Origin of the sequence: Pseudoduganella sp. R-31 (genome assembly GCF_049913235.1) — a bacterium.
Classification (GTDB): Bacteria; Pseudomonadota; Gammaproteobacteria; order Burkholderiales; family Burkholderiaceae_D; genus Rugamonas.
Window position 1 is genome coordinate 2,399,311 of the sequence record NZ_CP183986.1, and the last position, 20,479, is coordinate 2,419,789.

The window sequence follows — 20,479 nt, forward strand, 5'->3', positions numbered from 1 at the left end:
CAGCGCAGACTGGATTATGCAGTTCGACGTTCGCACCCTGTCGCCGGACATGGCTATCGGCCAGATGGTGGTCGACGGCCGCGACGAGGCCGATGCCCGCCGCCAGGTAGAAGCGCGCGGCCTGTTTGTCAGCGCCATCACGCCGCGCAGCGCCGGCCTGCGCGCAGGCAAAGCCAAGGCGCTCTCGCTGGTGCTGTTCAGCCAGGAGCTGCTGGCGCTGCTGAACGCCGGCCTGGGCGTGGTGGAGGCGCTGGAAGCGTTGCTGGAAAAGGAATCGGCGCCGGCCACGCGCGGCGTGCTGGAACGCCTGCTGGCCGGGCTGCGCGAGGGCCAGCGTTTTTCCACGGTGCTGGCGGACCAGCCGCAATTGTTCCCGCCGCTGTATGTGGGCATTGTCAAGGCGGCCGAAGGCACCAGCGACCTGCCGCGCTCGCTCGAACGTTTTATCGATTACCAGCAGCGGGTGGACCTGGTGCGCGCCAAGCTGGTGAGCGCGGCCATTTATCCGTGCATCCTGCTGCTGGTGGGCGGCGGCGTGTCGCTGTTCCTGATTGCCTATGTGGTGCCGCGCTTTGCCGAGGTCTACCAGGGCGCGGGGCGCAACCTGCCGTGGATGTCGCAAGTGATGCTGAGCTGGGGCCAGTTTGCGGCCGCGCATACGCTGCCGCTGCTGGCCGGCATTGCCGCGGCGATCGGCAGCGCGGTATTTGGCGTGCGCCAGCTGGTGCGCAGCGGCGGCATGGCGCGCCTGCTGGCCCGCCTGCCGGGCGTGGGCGAACGCGTGAAGATTTACGAGTTGTCGCGCCTGTACCTGACGCTGGGCATGCTGAGCGAAGGCGGCATCACCATCCTGAATGCGGTGGACACGGTGCAGGCCATGGTGTCGGCCAATGTGAAAGAGGGCCTGCAGGGCGCACGCGCCATGATCGAGGCGGGCTTGCCGCTGTCGTCGGCCTTCGAGGCCAACGGACTGACCACGCCGATTTCGCTGCGCATGCTGCGCGTGGGCGAGCGCACCGGTGAGATGGGGGCGATGCTGACGCAGTCGGCGGCCTTCTACGACGGCGAGATCGGGCGCTGGATCGACCGCTTCACCCGTACTTTTGAACCGCTGCTGATGGCCGGCATCGGCCTGGTGGTGGGGGCTATCGTGGTACTGCTGTATATGCCGATTTTTGACCTGGCCGGAGAAATGGCATGACCTTGCCGGTGCTTGACGCAACCCTGCTGTCGAAGGCGCGCGCGCAAAGCGCGTTGTCGAAACGCAGCCTGGTGGAGGAGCTGGAAGAATTGTCCGGCATTGAACCGCGCATGGCGGTGCGGGCGCTGGCCCAGCCTTTCGGCCTGGCCGTGCTGGAAACGGCGGACATGCTGGCTTTCGCGCCGGCCTTCGACCTGCTGCCGCTGTCGCAAGCGATGGCGCGCCACTGCGTGCTGCTGCGTTCACACGAGGGGGCGGCGGTGGGCGTGATTGCCGATCCTTTCGACCTCGATTTGCAGACCTGGCTGGCGACGCAGGCGCGCTGCTCGGCGGCGGCGCCGCTGCAATTGCGGCTGGCGCTGCAGGCCGATATCCAGGCCTACCTGTCCAAGCAGGAAGAATCGGCGCGCGCCGTCGACACCCTGGTGTCGGGCGCGGAGGGCACGCGGCGCGACGGCAAGACGGCTGCGGTGCTGTCCTTTGCCTCGGTGTCGGAGGGCGCCAGCCCGGCCGTGAGGCTGGTGAATTCAACCCTGTACGACGCGCTGAAGGCGGGCGCTTCCGACATCCACCTGGAGTCGACCGCCGGCGGCCTGGCGGTCAAATACCGCGTGGACGGGGTGCTGGACCATGCCACGGCCGTCAACGGCATCGACGTGGCGGAGCAGATCATTTCGCGCCTGAAGGTGCTGGCCGAACTGGACATCGCGGAGCGGCGCGTGCCGCAGGACGGCAGCTTCCGCGTCGAATCGATGGGACGCGAGATCGACTTGCGGGTATCGATCATGCCTTCCATCCATGGCGAAGACGCAGTGATCCGTATCCTGGACAAGCGCGCCATGATCGAATCCTATGGCTCGCTGACGCTGGAAGCGCTGGGCTTCGACGAGTCGTCCCTGTCGACCTTGCGTGCGCTGGCGCAGGAGGCATACGGCATGCTGCTGGTGACCGGGCCGACCGGTTCCGGCAAGACCACCACGCTGTATGCGGCGCTGACCGAGATCCACAATGGCCGCGAAAAGATCATCACCATCGAAGACCCGGTGGAATACCAGCTGCCGGGCATCCTGCAGATCCCGGTCAACGAAAAGAAGGGCCTGACCTTCGCCAAGGGCCTGCGCTCGATCCTGCGCCACGATCCGGACAAGATCATGGTGGGCGAGATCCGCGACCGCGAAACGGCGGAAATCGCCGTGCAATCGGCGCTGACCGGCCACCTGGTGCTGACCACCGTCCACGCCAACAACGTATTTGATGTGTTCGGTCGCTTTACCCACATGGGCATCGATCCCTACGCATTCGTGTCGGCCCTGAACGGCATCTGGGCGCAGCGCCTGGTGCGCATCAACTGCCCGCATTGCGCGGTCGAAGTGACGCCGTCCGACGAGGAACTGGCCAGCGTGGGGCTGGCGCGCGCCGACGTCTACGAATACAGCTTCAAGGAAGGCAAGGGCTGCGGCGATTGCCGCGGCACCGGCTACAAGGGGCGCCGTTCGATCGCCGAGATCCTGACCCTGAACGATGAAATCCGCGAACTGATCGTGGAAAAACGGCCGATCCGCCAGATCAAGGCGGCCGCCTATGCCAACGGTACGCGCAGCCTGCGCCACGCGGCGCTGGAAGTAGTGCGGCGCGGCGATACGACCCTGGCAGAAATCAAGCGGGTGACCTTGCATGCTTAAGAATTTCACGCAATCGCTGCGCATCGACGTCACGCCGCAAGCCTTGCGCCTGCTGCGCGTGCGGCGCTGGAGCCCGGCCGCGCCGGAACTGCTGGCCGGTCAAGGCCTGGCCGCCGGAACCGCAGGGCCGGCCGGCGTGGCAGAAGCCTTGCCTGGCGCGCTGGCCGCGCTGCTGGCGGGGCAGGACGCCGCCGGCATGTGCGCCAGCTTTGTCCTGTCCGATGAACTCGTGCGGCTGTGGCAGGTAACCCCGCCGGTGCAGGCCGCCCGCCTGGCCGACCTGGAGGGCGCCGCCGCGCTGCGGTTTTACACGCTGTACGGTGAAACCCCTGCCGCCTGGCACGTCAGCGCGGACTGGAACGCTGCCGCCCCCTTCATGGCCGCTGCGGTTCCGCGCTTGCTGAAGGCCGCCATTGAAAACGCCGCTGCGCAGCATGGCCTGGCCGTCATTGCCATCGTTCCGCATTTCGTGGCGGCCTGGAACCGCCATGCCGGCGCCTTGAAGAACGACGCCTGGTTCGGCGTGGCACAAGACAATGTGCTGGCCTTGGCGGCCTGCGAAGACGGCAAGTTGCGCGCCGTGCGCCACGTCGCGATTCCGCATGGCGCCGATCATTACTGGCTGACGCAAGCGGCGCAGCGCGAGGCGCTGCTGCTTGGCCTTCAGCCGCCGGCGCTGATCCAGTTGAGCGGCGACATCCCGCCGGCGCTGGCAAAGCCGGCCGGCAGCGACAAGCATATCGCCACCGCCGCGCTGGGAGTGGCAGCATGAGGCCGATGCAGATCGATTTCGCCGCTGCGAGCTGGCGCGGCACGCTGTATCGCGTGCATCCGGCCTTCCTGGCTGCCGGCGCGCTGGGCGCCGCATTGCTTCTGGCCGGCGCCGCCTTCGGAATGCAGGCCGCAAAACAGCAAGCGCTGCGCGAAGAAAGCCTGCACGCCCAGCAGCGCAAGCAAGCCGCCGCCGTGCGTGCGCCGGAGCGCAAGCCGGAAACCGTGATTCCGGAAGCGCAGGCCGTGGCCGTCAACGCCGCCATCCTGCAATTGAACCTGCCATGGCGCGACCTGCAGGACGCCGTTGCAGCCGCCAATACGCCGGCCGTGGCCTTGCTGGCGCTGGACCCCGACCCGCGCAAGCAAACGCTGAAAATCACGGCCGAGGCCAAGAACAGCGACGACATGGTTGGCTACATCGAACAATTGAAGCAGCAGGAATTCTTCGCCGGCGCGGCGCTCTTGCGCCATGAAATCAACGACCAGGACCCGAACCGCCCGCTGCGGTTCCAGGTGGAAGTGCAATGGAGGGCGCGATGAACCTTGCCGCCCTGTTGCTGCGCCTGCGCCTGGTGGCGATGCGCCTTGGCGTTGCCGGCTGCGTTGCGCTGGCGCTGCTGCTGGCGGGGGCTTGTGCGCTGGCATGGTCGCTCAAGGCGCGCCAGCAGGCAGCCGAGCCTTTGCCGCCGGCGCCGCCGGTGCTGGTGCAAGCGGCGCCGCCGCCAACTGCCAACGAGAACCTGGCCCATTTCTATGCCACGCTGGGCGAAAAGCGCCTGGCGGAGCAGCAGGTCAAGCAACTGTTCGACATCGCTGCCAAGACCGGGCTGGCGCTGGAGCAGGGCGATTACAAATTCAGCGTAGACAAGGCCAGTGGCGTGTCCGCCTACCAGGTGACGCTGCCGCTGAAAGGCGCCTACCAGAATATCTGGCAGTTCAGCATGCAGGCGCTGTCGGCGATCCCGTTCGCGGCGCTGGACGACATCGCCTTCCGCCGCGAAACCATCAGCGAACCGGTGGTCGAGGCGCGGATGCGCTTTACGCTGTACCTGAAGGAGAAACCATGAAGCCTCGCCACATGCTGATGGGCGTGGCGCTGGCGGGGGCTGCCGCGCTTGTGCTGTTCGGCGACAAGGCGCCCAGCGACACGGTGGCGGAAGCGGTCGAACGCAAGCCTGCGCGCGCCCCGGCAACCAGCGTGGCGCCCGCCACCAAGGCGGACAGTGCGGCCAAGGGGGCGCTGGGCGAAGCATCGATCCTGCGCCTGGTGCCGCGCGAAGAATTGATTGGCGAAGTTGGCGAAGGTTCCTTCAAGAGCAAGGACGGGGTGTTCGGCGGCCAGAACTGGAATCCGCCACCGCCGCCGCCAACGGCAGCGGAACTGAAGCCGCCGCCCCCGCCGCCGCCAAGCGCGCCGCCGTTGCCGTTCCAGTTCCTGGGCAAGGCGGCCGCCGACGGCCAGTGGGAAGTCTACCTGGGCCGCGGCGAACAAACCTTTGTTGTGAAAAAAGGCATGCAGATTGACGGCACTTACCGCGTGGATGCCATTGCACCGCCAACCCTGACGATGACCTACCTGCCCATGAACCAGGTGCAGCAGTTAAATATTGGAGTGATTGAGTGAAGCCAAGTCTGAGAACGCTGTCGCTGTCCGTGCTGGTCCTGGCACTGTCCGGCTGCGCGGCCGAAATGGCCTACCGCGACGGCCGCAACCTGGTCGAAAAGGACCAGGTGGAAGCGGGGCTGCTGAAATACCAGGAAGCGATGCGGAGGGAACCGGACAACGCGATCTACCGCTCCGCCTACCTTGACACCCGCGACCGGGCCAGCGCGCGCCTGCTGGTGCAGGCAGACCAGTTCGTGAACGAGGGCAAATACGTCCCGGCTGCACAAAATTTCCAGCGCGTGCTGTCGATGGACCCGCAGAACGAGCGCGCGCGCGCCGGCTTGCGTTCGCTGGAAATGGCCGATCGCCATGATAAGCTGCTGGCGCAGGCCGGCGCGTCCCTCGAGCAGAAGGAATTCGAAGCGGCGAAGAACCGCATCGGCACCATCCTGGCCGAGAAGCCTGACCATGCGCGCGCCCGCGCCATGATGCGCGAGATCAATGAGCAGATGCCGCAGCCGCCGGCTGAAAGCGGCCTGTCCAAGGCCTACAAGACGCCGATCACGATCGAATTCCGCGAGGCGCCGCTGAAGCAGGTGTTCGACATCATTTCGCGCCGATCGGGACTGAACTTCATTTTCGACAAGGACGTCAAGAGCGACGCCCGCACTACCATCATGCTGAAGAACAGCACGGTGGAATCGGCGATCTACTTCCTGCTGATGACGAACCAGCTGGAACAGCAGGTGATGGATGCCAACACCATCCTGATCTACCCGAACACGGCGGCCAAGCTGAAGGAGTACCAGGAAACGGTGGTGCGTACCTTCTACCTGTCGAACGCGGAAGCCAAGACTGTCGCCAACACGCTGAAAACCATTCTCAAGTCGCGCGACGTGGTGGCCGACGAAAAGCTCAACCTGGTGATCCTGCGCGACAGCGCCGACGCGGTGAAGCTGGCCGAGAAAATCATCGCCACGCAAGACCAGGCCGAGCCCGAAGTGATGCTGGACGTGGAGATCCTGGAGGTCAAGCGCAGCCGCCTGCTGAAGCTGGGCGTGGATTGGCCGAACACGGTAGGGCTGTCGGTGCTGAACAGCGCTGGCGCCGGCGACAAGCTGAGATTGCGCGACCTCGATTCCATCAACCGCGATACCATCGGCGTGTCCGCGCTCGGCACGACCGTCAATATCAAGAAGACCGACGGCGACACCAACCTGCTGGCCAGCCCGCGCATCCGCGTGCGCAACAAGGAAAAAGCCAAGGTCGTGATCGGCGAAAAGGTGCCGGTGATTACCACCACCATTTCGCCGGGCACGGGCGGCTTCGCCTCGGAGTCGGTGAGCTATGTCGACGTCGGGCTGACCCTCAATGCGGAGCCGATCATCTACCTGAACAACGAAGTGGGCATCCGCATTGCGCTGGAGGTGTCGAACCTGATCGACCGGGTGACCACCGCCACCGGCACCACCGCCTACCAGATCGGCACGCGCCAGGCCTCCACTTTCCTGCAACTGAAGGATGGCGAGAACCAGGTGCTGGCGGGCCTGATCAACAGCGAAGAGCGCAGCACGGGCAACCGCGTGCCGGGCCTGGGCGACCTGCCGATCCTGGGCCGCCTGTTCGGCACCCAGACCGACGACAACCAGAAAACCGAAATCGTGCTGTCGATTACGCCGCACCTGGTGCGCAACCTGCAGCGCCCGGAAATCTCGGCCGCGGAATTCTCGGCCGGCACCGAAGCGAACTTCCGCCGCAAGCCTGATGTCGCGCCGCGCCAGGCCGTGGTGTTGCCGGGTGCACGCCCGGCCGGAGCCGCTCCGGCACAGGAGGCGGCACCGGCAGCCGTGCCGACCGCCGTGCCGACCCCTGGCGCCGCGCCAGCAGCCCCGGCCGACCTGTCCGCGCCGCAGAAGCTGCCTTTGTCGAACACCCAGCCCGGCCCCGCGTCTAGCGTGACCAAGCCGCTGCCGCCGCCGGCGCCCGCGCCGGCCAACACCGTGCAGCCGCCTGCCAGCACGGAGCGTAAAGAGTAAGCATGCGCGCGCGCGGATTCACCCTGATCGAACTGCTGGTGACGCTGGCCATCCTTGGCCTGCTCGCCGCGCTGGCGATCCCGGTCGGCCAGACCGTGGTCCAGCGCCGCAACGAGCAGGAGCTGCGCAGCGCGCTGCACGTGATCCGCAAGGCGCTGGACGATTACAAGACCGCCTACGATGAAGGCCGCATTGCCAAGTCCATCACCGGCAACGGTTACCCGCGCACGCTGGAGGTGCTGGTGGAAGGCGTGGTCGACGTGCGCAGCCCGAAGCGCGCCAAGATCTTCTTTCTGCGGCGCATTCCGCGCGACCCTTTCAACGCGGACTCGAACGCCAGCAATGGCCAGAGCTGGGGCAAGCGCAGCTACGCCAGCGATGCCGACGATCCGCGCGAAGGCGAGGATGTTTTTGACGTGTATTCGACTTCGGAGCAGGTGGGCCTGAACGGCGTGCCTTACAAGAAATGGTGAACAAGAAGGGCTTCACGCTGATTGAACTGCTGGTGGTGCTGGGCATCATCGCCTTGCTGCTGACGCTCGCCGTGCCGCGCTACTTCCCGAGCGTGGACAAGACCAAGGAAACCATCCTGGCCGACAACTTGCGCAGCACGCGCGCCATCATCGACCAGTACTACGGCGATACCGGCCGCTTCCCGGACAGCCTGGAACAGCTGGTGGAAAAAAAATACCTGCGCGCGGTGCCGATCGACCCGATCACGGAGAAAAGCGACAGCTGGACCATCGTGCCGCCGGACGACGTCGGCAAAGGCGGCGTGGCAGACATCAAGAGCGGAGCGCCCGGCAATGACCGAAGCGGCAAGCCTTATTCGGAATGGTAGGCAGCGCGGGTTCACCTACGTCAGCGTAGTGATCCTGGTGGCGATAATCGGCCTGGTTGGCGCCATGTCGCTGCGGCTTGGCACGACCATGCAGCGGGCGGCGGCCGAGCAGGCCCTGCTCGATATCGGCATGGAGTACAGCAATGCGCTGGCCAGCTATGCCGCCGCCACGCCACAGGGGCAGCCCAACTATCCGAAGTCTTTTGCCGAACTCCTGAAGGATCCGCGCTTCCCGCAGTTGCGCCGCCATTTGCGCCGCGTGTATGTCGACCCGATGACAGGCAAGGCTGAATGGGGGCTGGTGAAGGCCACCGAAAACGGCGGCATCCTGGCCATCTACAGCCTGTCCAAGGCCACGCCGATCAAGATCGGCAATTTCCCGCCGCGCTTCGTCGCATTTGAAGGCAAGACCAGCCTGGCGGACTGGAAATTCAGCGGCGAAGGCGTGCAGGTCGCGGGAGCCAAGAGTGGGGACGGACAGCAGCCCGCCCAGCAGCCGGGCCAGCCGGCCAAGCCGGGATCGGGCATGCAGCCAGGCAGCCCGCTGACCGGCATGGACGGCACCCAGCCGGGTGGCTTGAATGGCACGCCGCCCGGCAGCAAGACCGGCACGCCGCAAGAGCCGCCAGAGCCGCCACAGGAGCCGCAGGAACCGCCGCAAGAACCGGCACAGGAACCGCAGGAACCGCCGCAAGAACCGCTGCCAGGACAGTCCGGCGAGCAGCCGCGCGAGGAGCCGCCAGCACCGCCGCCGCGGCGCTGAGGCTGCGCCGCCTTATTTGGCGCGGCGCTTGAAGTCGCGCAGACGGAAACCGAGAGCGAACAAGGTGCCGAAGTACACCACCACGCAAGCGCCGATCACCAGGAACAGCGCACCTGCGCGCAGGAACGCATGGTGGCGCATGGCCAGCCACTCAAACTGCTGCGCACCGAACCAGCCGGCAAGGCCCATCAGGACGACAGCCAGCAGCAGGCGGGCCAGGAACTTCGGCCAACCCGGTTGCGGCGCGTAGATGCCCTTTGCGCGCAGGCCGCGGTACAGCAGGGCAGCGTTCAGCAGTGCCGCCACGCTGATCGACAGCGCCAGGCCGGCCACCTTGAACTGCCAGACGAAAGCCAGGTTCATCACCTGTGTCGCGAGCAGGGTGATGATGCCGATGCGTACCGGCGTGCGCACGTCCTGGCGCGCGTAGAAGGCCGGCGTCAGCGACTTGACCAGGATGATGCCGAGCAGGCCGACCGCATAGGCCAGCAAAGGCTGGGCCGACATCACGGCAGCGAAGTCGGTGAATTTGCCGTTGTGGAACAGGGTCGCCATCAGGGGCAGGGCCAGCACGGCGATGCCCACAGCCGCCGGCATGGCAAGCAGGAAGGTCAGGCGCAGGCCCCAGTCCAGCAGGGCCGAATATTCCGCGTGGTCCTGTTCCTGGCTGGCCTTGGACAAGCTTGGCAGCAGGATGGTGCCGAGCGCCACGCCGAGCAGGGCGTTGGGAAACTCCATCAGGCGGTCGGCGGCGGTCAGCCAGGAAACGCTGCCTTCCTGCATCCAGGAGGCATAGGTGGTGTTGATCATCAGGCTGATTTGCGCCACCGAGACGGCAAACAGGGCTGGCACCATATTCTTCAGCATGCGGCGCACGCCCGGATCGGCCAGGCCGGCGCGCGGATTCCACGACAGGCGTGGTAGCATGCCGATCTTCACCAGCGAAGGCACCTGGATCGCAACCTGCAGGACGCCGCCGACCATGACGGCAATCGCCATCGCGTAGACCGGCTGCTTCAGGTGTGGCGCCAGGAACAGTGCGGCGCTGATGAAGGAAATGTTCAGCAGCACCGGAGTGAAGGCCGGGATCTTGAACTGGCGCCAGGTATTCAGCACGCCGCTGGACAGCGCGACGAAGGACATGCAGGCGATATAAGGGAACATCAGGCGCGTCATCCAGACGGCGGCGTCGAACGATGCCGGATCCTTGCTCAGGCCGGAACCAATCAGGTAGATGAACAGCGGGGCGCCTATAATACCGACTGCGCTGGTGAGCAGCGTGGCCCAGACCAGCACGGTCGCCACATGGTCAACCAGGGAGCGGGTCGCTTCTTCGCCCTGTTTGTTTTTGTATTCTGCCAACATTGGCACAAATGCCTGCGAAAACGCGCCTTCGGCAAACAGGCGGCGCAGCAGGTTGGGGATGCGGAAGGCAATGTAGAAGGCGTCGGTCATGCCGCCCGCGCCGAAAGCGCGGAAGAACAGGACTTCACGAAGCAGTCCCGTAATGCGGGACAACATTGTCATGCTTGAAATAGCGGCGAGGGTCTTGAGCAAGTTCATGGGCGCTGATTATAGCGAAAGCGGCAACGCCCCGATATTTAGAATTGCCCTGGCAGCAAAACCCCGTTATAATTTAAGGCTGTACAGAATTCAGTAAGGCAGGCAGCGACGTTCAGCCGGCTCTGAAAACACCGCACCGGTTTGGCAAACGCTATTGTTTGCAAACGAACTTTGACAACGAATTAGGATTCTCAAATGGCAAATACCGCACAAGCGCGCAAACGCGCTCGTCAAGCAGTCAAGCAAAACGCTCACAACTCCGCTCAGCGTTCGACCCTGCGTACCGCTATCAAGGCTGTTCGCAAGGCAATCCAGGCTGGCGACAAAGCTGCTGCTACCACCATCTTCCAGGCTTCCGTGTCGACCATCGACTCGATCGCTGACAAGAAAATCATCCACAAGAACAAGGCTGCTCGTCACAAGAGCCGTCTGGCAGCTGCCCTGAAGGCACTGTCCGCCTAAGTTCGTGTGCTGGCGGCATTAGCCGCCAAACAGGTGTACCGGAATAACCCGCATGGCATTGCGCCATAGCGGGTTTTTCGCTTTGTGCTTACTTCATCGAAGCAGCCGCGGAAGCAGCGGAAGCGGCCGATGCGGCAGCGGAGGCTGCGGCAGAAGCGGCTTTCCTGGCTTTCTTGGCCGATTTCTTGGCGGAGGCAGCATCCGAGGCGGCGGCGGAAGCGGCCGATGCGGCGGAAGCCATTGGCGCGGCGGAAGCCATCGAGGCGGCGGAGGCTGCGGCCGAAGCGGAAGCCGAACCTTTCATGTGATGGTCGGCAGCGAAGGCGGAGAGGGAAAGCAGGGAGGCAAGCAGCGCGACAGTAGTCTTAGACATGACGAACTCCTTTTATAGTGGGTGCAGGTTCAGGTGAACCTGATTCATCAACGCTGCTGCAAGTTGCCTGGTTGACTTATTAGCGCGTGCTGAGGTCGTCTGGCGACACTTCGGCCCACTCGCCTGGCAGCAGCGGGTGGCTGGCCAGTGAGATGCCGCCGATGGCCGAGCGCACCAGGCGCAGGGTGGGGTGGCCGATGGCGGCCGTCATGCGGCGCACCTGCCGGTTCTTGCCTTCCTGCAGGGTGATCGCTAGCCAGGAGGTTGGCTGGCCGGCACGCTGCCGGATCGGCGGATTGCGCGGCCACAGCCAGACTGGTTCAGCAATGCGCACCGCCTTGCAGGGCAAGGTGGTGAAGTCGCCCAGGTCGAGCGGCGCCTGCAGGCGCGCCATGGCGCCGGCATCCGGCACGCCCTCCACCTGCACCAGGTAAGTCTTGGCCTCCTTACGGTCGGGGTGGGCGATCTTGTGCTGCAGCTTGCCGTCGTCGGTCATCAGCATCAGGCCTTCGCTGTCGTAGTCGAGGCGACCAGCGGGATAGACGTTCGGGATCGTGATGTAGTCGGCCAGCGTTTCCTTATCTCCAGAGGGGGAAAACTGGCACAATACCTGGAAAGGTTTATTAAAAAGTATCAGAGGCATAGGTAGCTAGTATAGCGCCCAGTAAAATACTGGTGCATAATGTGGAACGCTAGTGTCTTATGTCTTATAGAAGACTGCCAAAACCCTTCTTCGGAGAACACGATGTACCAACATATCAAAGTACCTGCCGGCGGCCAGAAAATCACCGTTAACGCCGACTTTTCCCTGAACGTGCCTGACACCCCGATCATTCCTTACCTGGAAGGCGACGGCACCGGCGTGGACATCACCCCGGTGATGATCAAGGTGGTGGATGCTGCGGTTGCCAAGTCCTACGGCGGCAAGCGCAAGATCAGCTGGATGGAGATCTTCGCCGGCGAGAAGTCGACCAAGGTCTACGGCCCGGACGTGTGGCTGCCGGAAGAGACCCTGAAGGTACTGAAGGATTATGTGGTGTCGATCAAGGGCCCGCTGACGACCCCTGTCGGTGGCGGCATCCGTTCCTTGAACGTGGCACTGCGCCAGGAACTGGACCTGTACGTCTGCCTGCGCCCGGTGCGCTACTTCAAGGGCGTGCCTTCGCCAGTGCGCGAGCCTGAGAAAACCGATATGGTGATCTTCCGCGAAAACTCGGAAGACATCTACGCCGGCATTGAGTGGCAGGAAGGCTCGGAAGGCGCCAAGAAGCTGATCGAGTTCCTGACCAAGGAAATGGGCGTCAAGAAGATCCGCTTCCCGGGCACCTCCGGCATCGGCGTCAAGCCGGTTTCGCGCGAAGGCACCGAGCGCCTGGTGCGCAAGGCGATTCAGTACGCGATCGACAACGACAAGCCATCGGTGACCATCGTCCACAAGGGCAACATCATGAAGTACACCGAAGGTGGCTTCCGTGACTGGGCCTACGAACTGGCGCAGAAGGAATTCGGCGCCGAGCTGATCGACGGCGGCCCATGGTGCAAGTTCAAGAATCCGAAGACCGGCCGCGAGATCACCGTCAAGGATTCGATCGCCGACGCGTTCCTGCAGCAGATCCTGCTGCGTCCGGCGGAGTACTCGGTGATCGCCACCCTGAACCTGAACGGTGACTACATTTCCGACGCGCTGGCGGCACAGGTAGGCGGTATCGGCATTGCGCCGGGCGCCAACCTGTCCGACTCCGTGGCCATGTTCGAAGCGACCCACGGCACCGCGCCTAAGTACGCGGGCAAGGATTATGTGAACCCTGGCTCCCTGATCCTGTCGGCTGAAATGATGCTGCGCCATATGGGCTGGACCGAGGCGGCGGACCTGATCATCTCCTCGATGGAGAAGGCGATCACCTCCAAGAAAGTTACCTACGACTTCGCCCGCCTGATGGAAGGCGCGACCCAGGTGTCGTGCTCCGGCTTCGGTGACGTCATGATCGAGCAGATGTAAGCCAAGCTCGTTTCCATGCAAACCCCGCCATCCGCAAGGAGGCGGGGTTTTTTGTTGTGCGCCTGACGCGGCTCAACATGGCGGCGTGTGAAGCGGCAGAGAATAAACCGCTTACGCTCACTCGAGGAGGCTGCCATGCCGCAGAGCTTGCTTGACGATGAATCGTCCCCGTCCGAAGATGATGATGACGCGCGACTTCACCGGCTGGAGAAACAGGTGGATACCCTTAATTGCGAACTGGCCTTATTACGTCAGCACATGGACAGTGGCTTTGCCCTGGTGCGGTCCGATATGGCGGCGCGCTTTGCCGAAGCCGACCTCAAGAGCTCCGAGCGCTTTGCCGAGGCGGAATGCAAGAATATGGAGCGCTTTGCCGAGGCCGAACGCAAGAATATGGAGCGCTTTGCCGAGGCCGAACGCAAGAATATGGAGCGCTTTGCTGAGGCCGAACGCAAGAATACGGAGCGCTTTGCCGAGGCCGACCGCAAGAATACGGAGCGCTTTGCCGAAGCCGAACGGAAGAATCTCGAGCGCTTTGCCGAAGCCGATCGGAAGAATCTCGAGCGCTTTGCCGAAGCCGATCGGAAGAATCTCGTGCACTTTGCCGAAGCCGAACGGAAGAATCTCGTGCACTTTGCCGAAGCCGAGCGCACGACCTGCGAGCGCTTTACCGAGGCGCGCCGAGAGTCGGAACAGCGTTTCATTCGGCAGGATGACAATATGAAGGCGCTAATAGGCCAGTTGCAAACGCAGATGCTTGAAATGGACAAGCGTCATGATGCACACATGGTCGAGATGAGACGTCGGCACGATACGTTCAGCCGCTGGATGGTAGGTCTGACGCTCGGCGTCGTTGTGTTGGTGGCGGATCTGGCCAGCCGCATGTTTTAGCGAATTGCGCGAGCGTGACAAAAGTGCAGGCAATCGAGTGCGCTGCCGGCGACTTCTGCCTGGATAGGGGAGGGGCCGGCAAAGATGAAGCCGGCCCGCTGCAGGACGCGGGCGGAGGCGGCGTTGGCGATAGTAACGTGGGCGTCGAGGCCACGTAGCTGCCAGTGGCCGTAAGCCAGTTCCATCAAGTGTGCCAGCGCGGCGCCGGCAAGCCCCCGGCCGCAGGCATAAGAGGCGATCCGGTAGCCGACTTCGGCGCGCAACGAGACCTGGTCGATACCTTTCAAGTTGCAACGGCCAATAATCTCCCCATCTTCAACCAGCAGGCAGGGATGCATGGTGCCGCTCGCATGGCGCGCCAGGTAGTCTTCGATATGCGCAGCCACGCCGATAAGATTGTAAAAGTCTGGCGCACGGGCATCGACCTGGGATTCGAACCAGTCGCGGTTGGCGAGCTCGAATTCCAGCAGCGCGGGCGCATCGGCTGTTGTCAAAGTGCGGATTTGCATGACGAAATCGGCATAGTGCAGGTATGATGGCAGGCGAAAAAAAACCCCGCGGGGCGGGGCTTTTCGTTGTCCGAGGCCAGGGATTAGTTGGTCTGGATGTTGGAAGCTTGCTTGCCTTTAGGGCCCTGAGTAACTTCGAACTGCACTTTTTGACCTTCTTTCAGGGTCTTGAAGCCGTTCATGTTAATCGCGGAGAAGTGTGCGAACAAATCCTCACCGCCATCATCAGGAGTGATGAAGCCAAAACCTTTGGAGTCATTGAACCACTTAACGGTACCAGTTGCCATTTTAAAAAAACTTTCAATAAAAACGAATCACACGAGCCATAAAAGCAAGAAGCTTCCTGCCCCCTCCTCGACAACTCACTTCTTACCAACATGTACAGATCTGCACAAAGTCGATATCGCATTGTTGGCGGAACAATTTTTAATGTCAAGCGCTTTCACTAGCACATGGTGAGCTTTTTGCAACAGCTTTTTTTCGAGCCCTTGATTTTGACCAAGCTGACCGCCATCTGCGGCAATCGGCGAAAACGCGTAAGATGAGTACTGGTGGAAATGGCCCTCTGAAATGGGCGTTGCAACTAGTCTGAAAGCATTAGAATATAAGCGTATGGCAACCAAGCATGACACCGAAACCGTCCTGGAACGGCAGGCGATAAAGCCGCCACCTATGTACCAGGTGGCGCTGCTGAACGACGACTACACTCCAATGGAGTTTGTGGTCGCCATCATCCAGGAGTATTTCAATAAGGACCGGGAAACGGCCACACAAATTATGCTGAGTGTCCATCGCTACGGCAAAGGCGTGTGCGGCGTTTTCTCTAAAGATATAGCTTCAACCAAAGTGGAGTTCGTTTTAACGCATGCACGCAAGGCGGGGCATCCCCTGCAATGTGTGATGGAGGAAGTATGATTGCGCAGGAATTGGAAGTAAGTTTGCATATGGCGTTTGTCGAAGCGCGGCAGGCGCGACACGAGTTCATCACCGTGGAGCACTTGCTGCTGGCGCTGCTCGACAATCCATCGGCAGCCGAGGTGCTGCGCGCCTGCGCAGTGAATATTGAGGACCTGCGCAAAACGCTGACCAACTTCATCGGCGACAACACGCCGACCGTGCCTGGCACCGGCGAGGTGGACACCCAGCCTACCCTGGGCTTCCAGCGCGTGATCCAGCGCGCGATCATGCACGTGCAGTCGGCTTCCAACGGCAAGAAGGAAGTGACCGGCGCCAATGTGCTGGTGGCCATCTTCGGTGAAAAAGACTCGCACGCTGTTTACTACCTGCACCAGCAGGGCGTCACCCGCCTGGACGTGGTCAACTTCATCTCGCACGGCGTGCGCAAGGACCAGCAGATGGATTCCGGCAAGGCATCCGAGGGCGTGGAAGAAGGCGCCGCGCCGGAAGGCCAGGCCAAGGAATCGCCGCTGGACCAGTTCACCCAGAACCTGAACAAGTCTGCCGCCGAGGGCAAGATCGACCCGCTGATCGGCCGCGAAGACGAAGTGGACCGCGTGATCCAGGTGCTGTGCCGCCGCCGCAAGAACAACCCGCTGCTGGTGGGCGAAGCCGGCGTGGGCAAGACCGCCATTGCGGAAGGCCTGGCCTACCGCATCACCCAGGGCGACGTGCCGGAGGTGCTGTCGAACGCGGTGGTCTACTCGCTGGACATGGGCGCGCTTCTGGCCGGCACCAAGTACCGCGGCGACTTCGAGCAACGCCTGAAGGCCGTGCTCAAGCAGCTGAAGGATAATCCGAATGGCATCCTGTTCATCGACGAGATCCACACCATCATCGGCGCCGGCTCGGCGTCGGGCGGCACGCTGGATGCGTCCAACCTGCTGAAACCGGCCCTGGCCAACGGCCAGCTGAAGTGCATCGGCGCGACCACGTTCACGGAATTCCGCGGCGTGTTCGAGAAAGACCATGCGCTGTCGCGCCGCTTCCAGAAAGTCGACGTCAACGAGCCGACCGTGGAACAGACCGTGCAGATCCTGCGCGGGCTGAAGTCGCGCTTCGAGGAGCACCATGGCGTGAAGTATTCGTCGTCGGCGCTGTCGACCGCAGCCGAATTGGCGGCGCGCTTTATCAATGACCGCCACCTGCCGGACAAGGCCATCGACGTGATCGACGAGGCGGGCGCCGCACAGCGCATCCTGCCGAAGTCGAAGCAGAAGAAGACCATCGGCAAGACCGAGATCGAGGAAATCATTTCCAAGATCGCGCGCATCCCGCCGCAGACCGTCAACCAGGACGACCGCAGCAAGCTGGCTACCATCGACCGCGACCTGCGCAACGTGGTGTTCGGCCAGGACCCTGCAATCGAAGCGCTGGCATCTGCGATCAAGATGTCGCGCGCCGGCCTGGGCAAGCAGGACAAGCCTATCGGTTCCTTCCTGTTCTCCGGCCCGACCGGCGTCGGCAAGACCGAGGTGGCCAAGCAGCTGGCCTTCATCCTGGGCATTGAGCTGATCCGCTTCGACATGTCGGAATACATGGAGCGCCATGCGGTGAGCCGCCTGATCGGCGCGCCTCCTGGCTACGTGGGCTACGACCAGGGCGGCCTGCTGACCGAAGCGATTACCAAGAAGCCGCACGCCGTGCTGCTGCTGGACGAGATCGAGAAGGCGCATCCGGATATCTTCAATATCCTGCTGCAGGTGATGGACCACGGCACGCTGACCGACAACAACGGCCGCAAAGCCGACTTCCGCAACGTGATCATCATCATGACCACCAATGCGGGTGCGGAAAGCCTGCAGAAGCGTTCGATCGGCTTCACCGACAGCAAGGAAGCGGGCGACGAGATGGCGGACATCAAGCGCATGTTCACACCGGAGTTCCGCAACCGCCTGGATGCGACCATCAGCTTCCGCGCGCTGGACGAGGAAATCATCCTGCGCGTGGTGGACAAGTTCCTGATGCAGCTGGAAGAGCAGCTGCACGAGAAGAAGGTGGAAGCCATCTTCAGCGAGAAGCTGCGCAAGTTCCTGGCGAAGAAAGGCTTCGATCCTTTGATGGGCGCGCGCCCGATGTCGCGCCTGATCCAGGACATGATCCGCAAGGCGCTGGCCGACGAACTGCTGTTCGGCCGCCTGGTGTCCGGCGGCCGCGTGATTGTCGACCTGGACGAAGCGGAAGCAATCAAGCTGGAGTTCCCGGAACCGGATGCGGCGCCTACGCCGCCACCGGAGACCGTCGAAGTCGAATAAGCAGTGTGCCGCTTCGAAAAACCCGCTCGCCGAGCGGGTTTTTTTTCCTTCAGAATTCCTGGAGTTGTTTCAATGCCGCCACGCGGCGGCGCGACACCTCTACGCTCATGCCGTCGACGCGCAGCAGGACGGCGCCACCGTCGCCATTCTCGATGCTGCACACGGCGGCCAGGTTGACGATGTGGCGGCGATTGGCGCGGAAGAACTGCTGTGGATCGAGGCGCTGTTCCAGTTGCAGCAGCGAGCGCGCCAGCAACGGCGCGGCGCCGTCGAAGTAAAGGCGGGTGTAATTGCCCTCCGATTCGAACAGGCGGATGTCTTCCAGCCGCACGAACCAGCAGCGTTCACCGTCGCGGATGAACAGTTTTCGCGGAATGGCGCTGGGCGCAGGCGCGAAGCCAAGCCGCGCAGCGGCACGCTCCAAAGCCGCGGCCAGGCGTCGCGGCTCGATGGGCTTCATCAGGTAGTCGAGCGCACTGGCTTCGAAGGCCTGCAAGGCGTACTGGTCGAAGGCGGTGGTGAAGATCACCTCGGGCGGGTCGTCGAGCGCGGCCAGCAGGTCAAAGCCGCTGGCGCCGGGCATTTGCACGTCCAGCAGCAACAAGTCGGGCTGCAACGCAGCCACCTGAAGCGCCGCTTCGGCGGCATTGGCCGCCTCTCCAACCACGGCGACGCCGGCGTGGCAGGCCAGCATGCGCCGCAGTTCGGCGCGAGCCAGGCGCTCGTCGTCAACGACCAGGACGCGTATCATGCGGCCCGTACCGGCCAAGCTTGCCAGAAGCGGATGCAGGGTGTCCGCCATTGTCATTGGGTGGCACCCATGACTTCCACAGCCACGCCCGCCACATTCAGCGCCAGTGAACCGCCGGCGGTTTGCACGATGCGATCGACATCGGCCAGGTTGACCAGGTGGCGGCTGCTGGCGCGGAAGAATTGCTGGCGGTCGAGCATTTGTTCGAGCTGCTGCAGGGAGCGCGGGATCAGTGGCGCAGCACCGTCGAAATAGGCGCGCGTATGCTCGCCTTCCGCTTCGAACAGGCGGATGTCGGTCAGGCGCACGAACCAGCAGCGATCCCCCTCGCGGATGAACAGCTTGCGTGGCCTGCTGCCCATGCCGGCGCGGACGGCAGCACGTTCCAGTGCGGCGGCAAGGCGTTGCGGGTGGATCGGCTTGAGCAGGTAGTCGGCCGGGCAGTGGCCATGGCCCGTGGTGAAAATAACTTCCGGCACGTCGTCCAGCGCATCGAGCAGGTCGAAGCCGCTGCCGCCCGGTATCTGCACATTCAGCAGGAGCAGGTCCGGCGCCAAAGCCCTGGCCCGCGCGATGCCATCGGCAACATCGGCGGCCTCGCCGACGATTTCAAATTGCTGCTGGCCTGCCAGCAGGCGGCGCAGCTCCTTGCGGGCCAGCCGCTCATCGTCGATAACCAGCACGCGCATCGTCATGACAAAGGGAAGCTCAGGGTGGCGCGTACCCAGCCATCGCGCTCCACCAGTTCAAGGCTGGCGTTGCCGCCCTTGGCATGCAGCAGCCTTTTGCGGGCGTTGGCCAGGCCGACGCGCGTCGAATCGCCTAGCCTTGCCAAGGCGCCGCGGTTGGCCACCTCGATAGCGGCGTGGCCGTTGGCATGGCTGGCACTGATGCGGATTTCCGTGCCGGCGCTGCTTTGCTCGACGCCGTATTTCACCGCGTTCTCAACCAGCGTCTGCACGGCCATCGGCGGAATGGTCACGCTATCCATGCCGTCGGCGATGCAGACGGTGACGTTCAGGCGCTCTTCGAAGCGGATCTTTTCGATGGCCAGGTAGGATTCAACAGCTTCCATCTCTTCTTGCAGCGGCACCGTATCGGCATAGCTGGCAGCCAGCGTATAGCGCATCAGCGTTGCAAGCTGGTCGATCATTTGCGCGGCCGATTGCTGGTTCTCGAAAATCAGGGCGCGCACGCTGTTCAGGCTATTGAAGAAAAAATGCGGGTTCACCTGGGCCTGCAGGGCCTTCAGTTCGGCTTCCTTGGCGAGCACGTCGAGCCGCAGCGCTTCCGATTCGAAGCGGTTGGCGCGCCGCAGGGCCGTGGCAGCCATATATGAGACCTGCCATGCTGTCATGATGCCGGACCAGAACAGCAAGAGCATGGGCAGCCAGCTGCCGCCGTCTGCCGCGCCGACCAGCGAACGGGCAATGATGGTGACGAGCGCCAACTGCACGGGGCCGAGGATGAAGATGGCGACAAGGACCTGCCGCCAGTCCACGCGGCGCGTGTTCCAGTCGCGCAGCTTCATGTAGCGGCGCCACAGGTCCGTCAGCAGCAGGCCGCTGGCGCCGTCCAGGATGCAGGTCAGGACGGCGCCCGGCCGCGCCAGGAACGGCCCGTTGACCAGCATGAGGAAGGCAATCACGGCGCTCCAGCCAAGCCCTTGCAAGATCCAATACCAGTTGAGCCGCGCCAGCAGCGGCATGTCGCTGCCGTCGGTGCGGTTCATTTGGTCGTTTTCCGTCCCGGTGAGTGCTCTTTTCATGGCATGGGAGCATACCGTATCCATCCAACTGGCGCTCCAGCGATATGA

General features: G+C 63.3%; 23 protein-coding genes. 15 read left to right on the forward strand and 8 right to left on the reverse strand.

Annotation, left to right across the window (positions count from 1 at the left end):
* Positions 1–16 precede the first annotated feature (16 nt).
* From ACN9MY_RS10925 to ACN9MY_RS10970, 10 genes are read left to right on the forward strand one after another with little or no spacing between them, the layout of a single operon-like run.
* Positions 17–1,201, forward strand: coding sequence for a type II secretion system F family protein (locus tag ACN9MY_RS10925; protein WP_426170585.1), 1,185 nt, complete (start codon positions 17–19; stop codon positions 1,199–1,201).
* Positions 1,198–2,883, forward strand: coding sequence for a GspE/PulE family protein (locus ACN9MY_RS10930; protein WP_426322343.1), 1,686 nt, complete (start codon positions 1,198–1,200; stop codon positions 2,881–2,883). Before ACN9MY_RS10925 ends, ACN9MY_RS10930 begins: the two co-directional genes overlap by 4 nt.
* Positions 2,876–3,655: a hypothetical protein gene (locus ACN9MY_RS10935; protein ID WP_426322345.1), complete on the forward strand. Its 780-nt coding sequence runs from the start codon at positions 2,876–2,878 to the stop codon at positions 3,653–3,655. Before ACN9MY_RS10930 ends, ACN9MY_RS10935 begins: the two co-directional genes overlap by 8 nt.
* The gene (locus ACN9MY_RS10940; protein ID WP_426170588.1) at positions 3,652–4,197 is read left to right on the forward strand and encodes a hypothetical protein; all 546 of its coding nucleotides are present in this window, start codon (positions 3,652–3,654) and stop codon (positions 4,195–4,197) included. The genes ACN9MY_RS10935 and ACN9MY_RS10940 overlap by 4 nt, the downstream gene beginning before the upstream one ends.
* Positions 4,194–4,724 (forward strand): hypothetical protein, encoded by a 531-nt coding sequence (locus ACN9MY_RS10945; protein ID WP_426170589.1) that lies wholly within the window; start codon positions 4,194–4,196, stop codon positions 4,722–4,724. Before ACN9MY_RS10940 ends, ACN9MY_RS10945 begins: the two co-directional genes overlap by 4 nt.
* Positions 4,721–5,281 (forward strand): hypothetical protein, encoded by a 561-nt coding sequence (locus tag ACN9MY_RS10950; RefSeq protein WP_426337318.1) that lies wholly within the window; start codon positions 4,721–4,723, stop codon positions 5,279–5,281. Before ACN9MY_RS10945 ends, ACN9MY_RS10950 begins: the two co-directional genes overlap by 4 nt.
* On the forward strand, positions 5,278–7,299 hold the full coding sequence (locus ACN9MY_RS10955; protein WP_426170593.1) for a secretin N-terminal domain-containing protein: 2,022 nt from the start codon (positions 5,278–5,280) through the stop codon (positions 7,297–7,299). Before ACN9MY_RS10950 ends, ACN9MY_RS10955 begins: the two co-directional genes overlap by 4 nt.
* Positions 7,300–7,301: 2 nt before the next feature.
* Positions 7,302–7,772, forward strand: a complete 471-nt coding sequence (locus ACN9MY_RS10960) for a prepilin-type N-terminal cleavage/methylation domain-containing protein (RefSeq protein ID WP_426170594.1) — start codon at positions 7,302–7,304, stop codon at positions 7,770–7,772.
* Entirely contained in the window at positions 7,766–8,140 is a 375-nt protein-coding gene (locus tag ACN9MY_RS10965; RefSeq protein ID WP_130314880.1) for a type II secretion system protein, read from the forward strand. The genes ACN9MY_RS10960 and ACN9MY_RS10965 overlap by 7 nt, the downstream gene beginning before the upstream one ends.
* Positions 8,106–8,903, forward strand: coding sequence for a type II secretion system protein (locus ACN9MY_RS10970; RefSeq protein WP_426337319.1), 798 nt, complete (start codon positions 8,106–8,108; stop codon positions 8,901–8,903). The genes ACN9MY_RS10965 and ACN9MY_RS10970 overlap by 35 nt, the downstream gene beginning before the upstream one ends.
* 12 nt (positions 8,904–8,915) lie before the next feature.
* Here the strand turns inward: ACN9MY_RS10970 and murJ are convergent, their stop codons facing one another.
* Entirely contained in the window at positions 8,916–10,466 is a 1,551-nt protein-coding gene (gene murJ / locus ACN9MY_RS10975) for a murein biosynthesis integral membrane protein MurJ (protein WP_426337320.1), read from the reverse strand.
* Between the two features lie 195 nt (positions 10,467–10,661).
* Here murJ and rpsT point away from each other — a divergent pair, with 195 nt between their 5' ends.
* Positions 10,662–10,928 carry a 30S ribosomal protein S20 gene (gene rpsT / locus ACN9MY_RS10980; protein ID WP_055937377.1) on the forward strand — a complete coding sequence of 89 codons (267 nt, stop codon included), beginning with the start codon at positions 10,662–10,664 and terminating at the stop codon, positions 10,926–10,928.
* A gap of 88 nt (positions 10,929–11,016) precedes the next feature.
* On the opposite strand, the gene ACN9MY_RS10985 is transcribed toward rpsT, so the two are convergent.
* Complete coding sequence (locus ACN9MY_RS10985; protein ID WP_426322353.1) at positions 11,017–11,301, reverse strand: hypothetical protein; 285 nt, start codon at positions 11,299–11,301, stop codon at positions 11,017–11,019.
* 79 nt (positions 11,302–11,380) lie between these two features.
* Positions 11,381–11,944 carry a pseudouridine synthase gene (locus ACN9MY_RS10990; RefSeq protein ID WP_426322355.1) on the reverse strand — a complete coding sequence of 188 codons (564 nt, stop codon included), beginning with the start codon at positions 11,942–11,944 and terminating at the stop codon, positions 11,381–11,383.
* A 102-nt stretch (positions 11,945–12,046) separates the two neighbouring features.
* Here ACN9MY_RS10990 and icd point away from each other — a divergent pair, with 102 nt between their 5' ends.
* Together icd and ACN9MY_RS11000 are read left to right on the forward strand one after the other, a co-directional pair.
* The gene (gene icd, locus ACN9MY_RS10995; RefSeq protein ID WP_426337321.1) at positions 12,047–13,300 is read left to right on the forward strand and encodes an NADP-dependent isocitrate dehydrogenase; all 1,254 of its coding nucleotides are present in this window, start codon (positions 12,047–12,049) and stop codon (positions 13,298–13,300) included.
* A gap of 135 nt (positions 13,301–13,435) precedes the next feature.
* Entirely contained in the window at positions 13,436–14,191 is a 756-nt protein-coding gene (locus ACN9MY_RS11000) for a hypothetical protein (protein ID WP_426337322.1), read from the forward strand.
* Here the strand turns inward: ACN9MY_RS11000 and ACN9MY_RS11005 are convergent.
* The gene (locus tag ACN9MY_RS11005; protein WP_426337323.1) at positions 14,188–14,700 is read right to left on the reverse strand and encodes a GNAT family N-acetyltransferase; all 513 of its coding nucleotides are present in this window, start codon (positions 14,698–14,700) and stop codon (positions 14,188–14,190) included. The two genes, ACN9MY_RS11000 and ACN9MY_RS11005, sit on opposite strands and share 4 nt — an antisense overlap.
* 83 nt (positions 14,701–14,783) lie before the next feature.
* Positions 14,784–14,987, reverse strand: coding sequence for a transcription antiterminator/RNA stability regulator CspE (gene cspE, locus ACN9MY_RS11010; RefSeq protein ID WP_130314874.1), 204 nt, complete (start codon positions 14,985–14,987; stop codon positions 14,784–14,786).
* Between the two features lie 325 nt (positions 14,988–15,312).
* Here cspE and clpS point away from each other — a divergent pair, with 325 nt between their 5' ends.
* Together clpS and clpA are read left to right on the forward strand one after the other, a co-directional pair.
* Positions 15,313–15,615, forward strand: coding sequence for an ATP-dependent Clp protease adapter ClpS (gene clpS, locus ACN9MY_RS11015; RefSeq protein WP_055937573.1), 303 nt, complete (start codon positions 15,313–15,315; stop codon positions 15,613–15,615).
* Positions 15,612–17,912 carry an ATP-dependent Clp protease ATP-binding subunit ClpA gene (gene clpA, locus ACN9MY_RS11020; protein ID WP_426170608.1) on the forward strand — a complete coding sequence of 767 codons (2,301 nt, stop codon included), beginning with the start codon at positions 15,612–15,614 and terminating at the stop codon, positions 17,910–17,912. Before clpS ends, clpA begins: the two co-directional genes overlap by 4 nt.
* A 49-nt stretch (positions 17,913–17,961) precedes the next feature.
* On the opposite strand, the gene ACN9MY_RS11025 is transcribed toward clpA, so the two are convergent.
* From ACN9MY_RS11025 to ACN9MY_RS11035, 3 genes are read right to left on the reverse strand one after another with little or no spacing between them, the layout of a single operon-like run.
* Complete coding sequence (locus tag ACN9MY_RS11025) at positions 17,962–18,720, reverse strand: LytR/AlgR family response regulator transcription factor (protein WP_426337324.1); 759 nt, start codon at positions 18,718–18,720, stop codon at positions 17,962–17,964.
* Entirely contained in the window at positions 18,717–19,358 is a 642-nt protein-coding gene (locus ACN9MY_RS11030) for a LytR/AlgR family response regulator transcription factor (protein WP_426322366.1), read from the reverse strand. Before ACN9MY_RS11030 ends, ACN9MY_RS11025 begins: the two co-directional genes overlap by 4 nt.
* The gene (locus ACN9MY_RS11035; RefSeq protein ID WP_426322368.1) at positions 19,355–20,395 is read right to left on the reverse strand and encodes a sensor histidine kinase; all 1,041 of its coding nucleotides are present in this window, start codon (positions 20,393–20,395) and stop codon (positions 19,355–19,357) included. Before ACN9MY_RS11035 ends, ACN9MY_RS11030 begins: the two co-directional genes overlap by 4 nt.
* Between the last annotated feature and the right edge of the window lie 84 nt (positions 20,396–20,479).

Coding starts and splice junctions, on each gene's coding strand:
- ACN9MY_RS10925 (WP_426170585.1), top strand. CDS start 17: ATGCAGTTCGACGTTCGCACCCTGTCGCCGGACATGGCTATCGGCCAG.
- ACN9MY_RS10930 (WP_426322343.1), top strand. CDS start 1,198: ATGACCTTGCCGGTGCTTGACGCAACCCTGCTGTCGAAGGCGCGCGCG.
- ACN9MY_RS10935 (WP_426322345.1), top strand. CDS start 2,876: ATGCTTAAGAATTTCACGCAATCGCTGCGCATCGACGTCACGCCGCAA.
- ACN9MY_RS10940 (WP_426170588.1), top strand. CDS start 3,652: ATGAGGCCGATGCAGATCGATTTCGCCGCTGCGAGCTGGCGCGGCACG.
- ACN9MY_RS10945 (WP_426170589.1), top strand. CDS start 4,194: ATGAACCTTGCCGCCCTGTTGCTGCGCCTGCGCCTGGTGGCGATGCGC.
- ACN9MY_RS10950 (WP_426337318.1), top strand. CDS start 4,721: ATGAAGCCTCGCCACATGCTGATGGGCGTGGCGCTGGCGGGGGCTGCC.
- ACN9MY_RS10960 (WP_426170594.1), top strand. CDS start 7,302: ATGCGCGCGCGCGGATTCACCCTGATCGAACTGCTGGTGACGCTGGCC.
- ACN9MY_RS10965 (WP_130314880.1), top strand. CDS start 7,766: ATGGTGAACAAGAAGGGCTTCACGCTGATTGAACTGCTGGTGGTGCTG.
- ACN9MY_RS10970 (WP_426337319.1), top strand. CDS start 8,106: ATGACCGAAGCGGCAAGCCTTATTCGGAATGGTAGGCAGCGCGGGTTC.
- murJ (WP_426337320.1), bottom strand. CDS start 10,466: ATGAACTTGCTCAAGACCCTCGCCGCTATTTCAAGCATGACAATGTTG.
- rpsT (WP_055937377.1), top strand. CDS start 10,662: ATGGCAAATACCGCACAAGCGCGCAAACGCGCTCGTCAAGCAGTCAAG.
- ACN9MY_RS10985 (WP_426322353.1), bottom strand. CDS start 11,301: ATGTCTAAGACTACTGTCGCGCTGCTTGCCTCCCTGCTTTCCCTCTCC.
- ACN9MY_RS10990 (WP_426322355.1), bottom strand. CDS start 11,944: ATGCCTCTGATACTTTTTAATAAACCTTTCCAGGTATTGTGCCAGTTT.
- icd (WP_426337321.1), top strand. CDS start 12,047: ATGTACCAACATATCAAAGTACCTGCCGGCGGCCAGAAAATCACCGTT.
- ACN9MY_RS11000 (WP_426337322.1), top strand. CDS start 13,436: ATGCCGCAGAGCTTGCTTGACGATGAATCGTCCCCGTCCGAAGATGAT.
- ACN9MY_RS11005 (WP_426337323.1), bottom strand. CDS start 14,700: ATGCAAATCCGCACTTTGACAACAGCCGATGCGCCCGCGCTGCTGGAA.
- cspE (WP_130314874.1), bottom strand. CDS start 14,987: ATGGCAACTGGTACCGTTAAGTGGTTCAATGACTCCAAAGGTTTTGGC.
- clpS (WP_055937573.1), top strand. CDS start 15,313: ATGGCAACCAAGCATGACACCGAAACCGTCCTGGAACGGCAGGCGATA.
- clpA (WP_426170608.1), top strand. CDS start 15,612: ATGATTGCGCAGGAATTGGAAGTAAGTTTGCATATGGCGTTTGTCGAA.
- ACN9MY_RS11025 (WP_426337324.1), bottom strand. CDS start 18,720: ATGACAATGGCGGACACCCTGCATCCGCTTCTGGCAAGCTTGGCCGGT.
- ACN9MY_RS11030 (WP_426322366.1), bottom strand. CDS start 19,358: ATGACGATGCGCGTGCTGGTTATCGACGATGAGCGGCTGGCCCGCAAG.
- ACN9MY_RS11035 (WP_426322368.1), bottom strand. CDS start 20,395: ATGAACCGCACCGACGGCAGCGACATGCCGCTGCTGGCGCGGCTCAAC.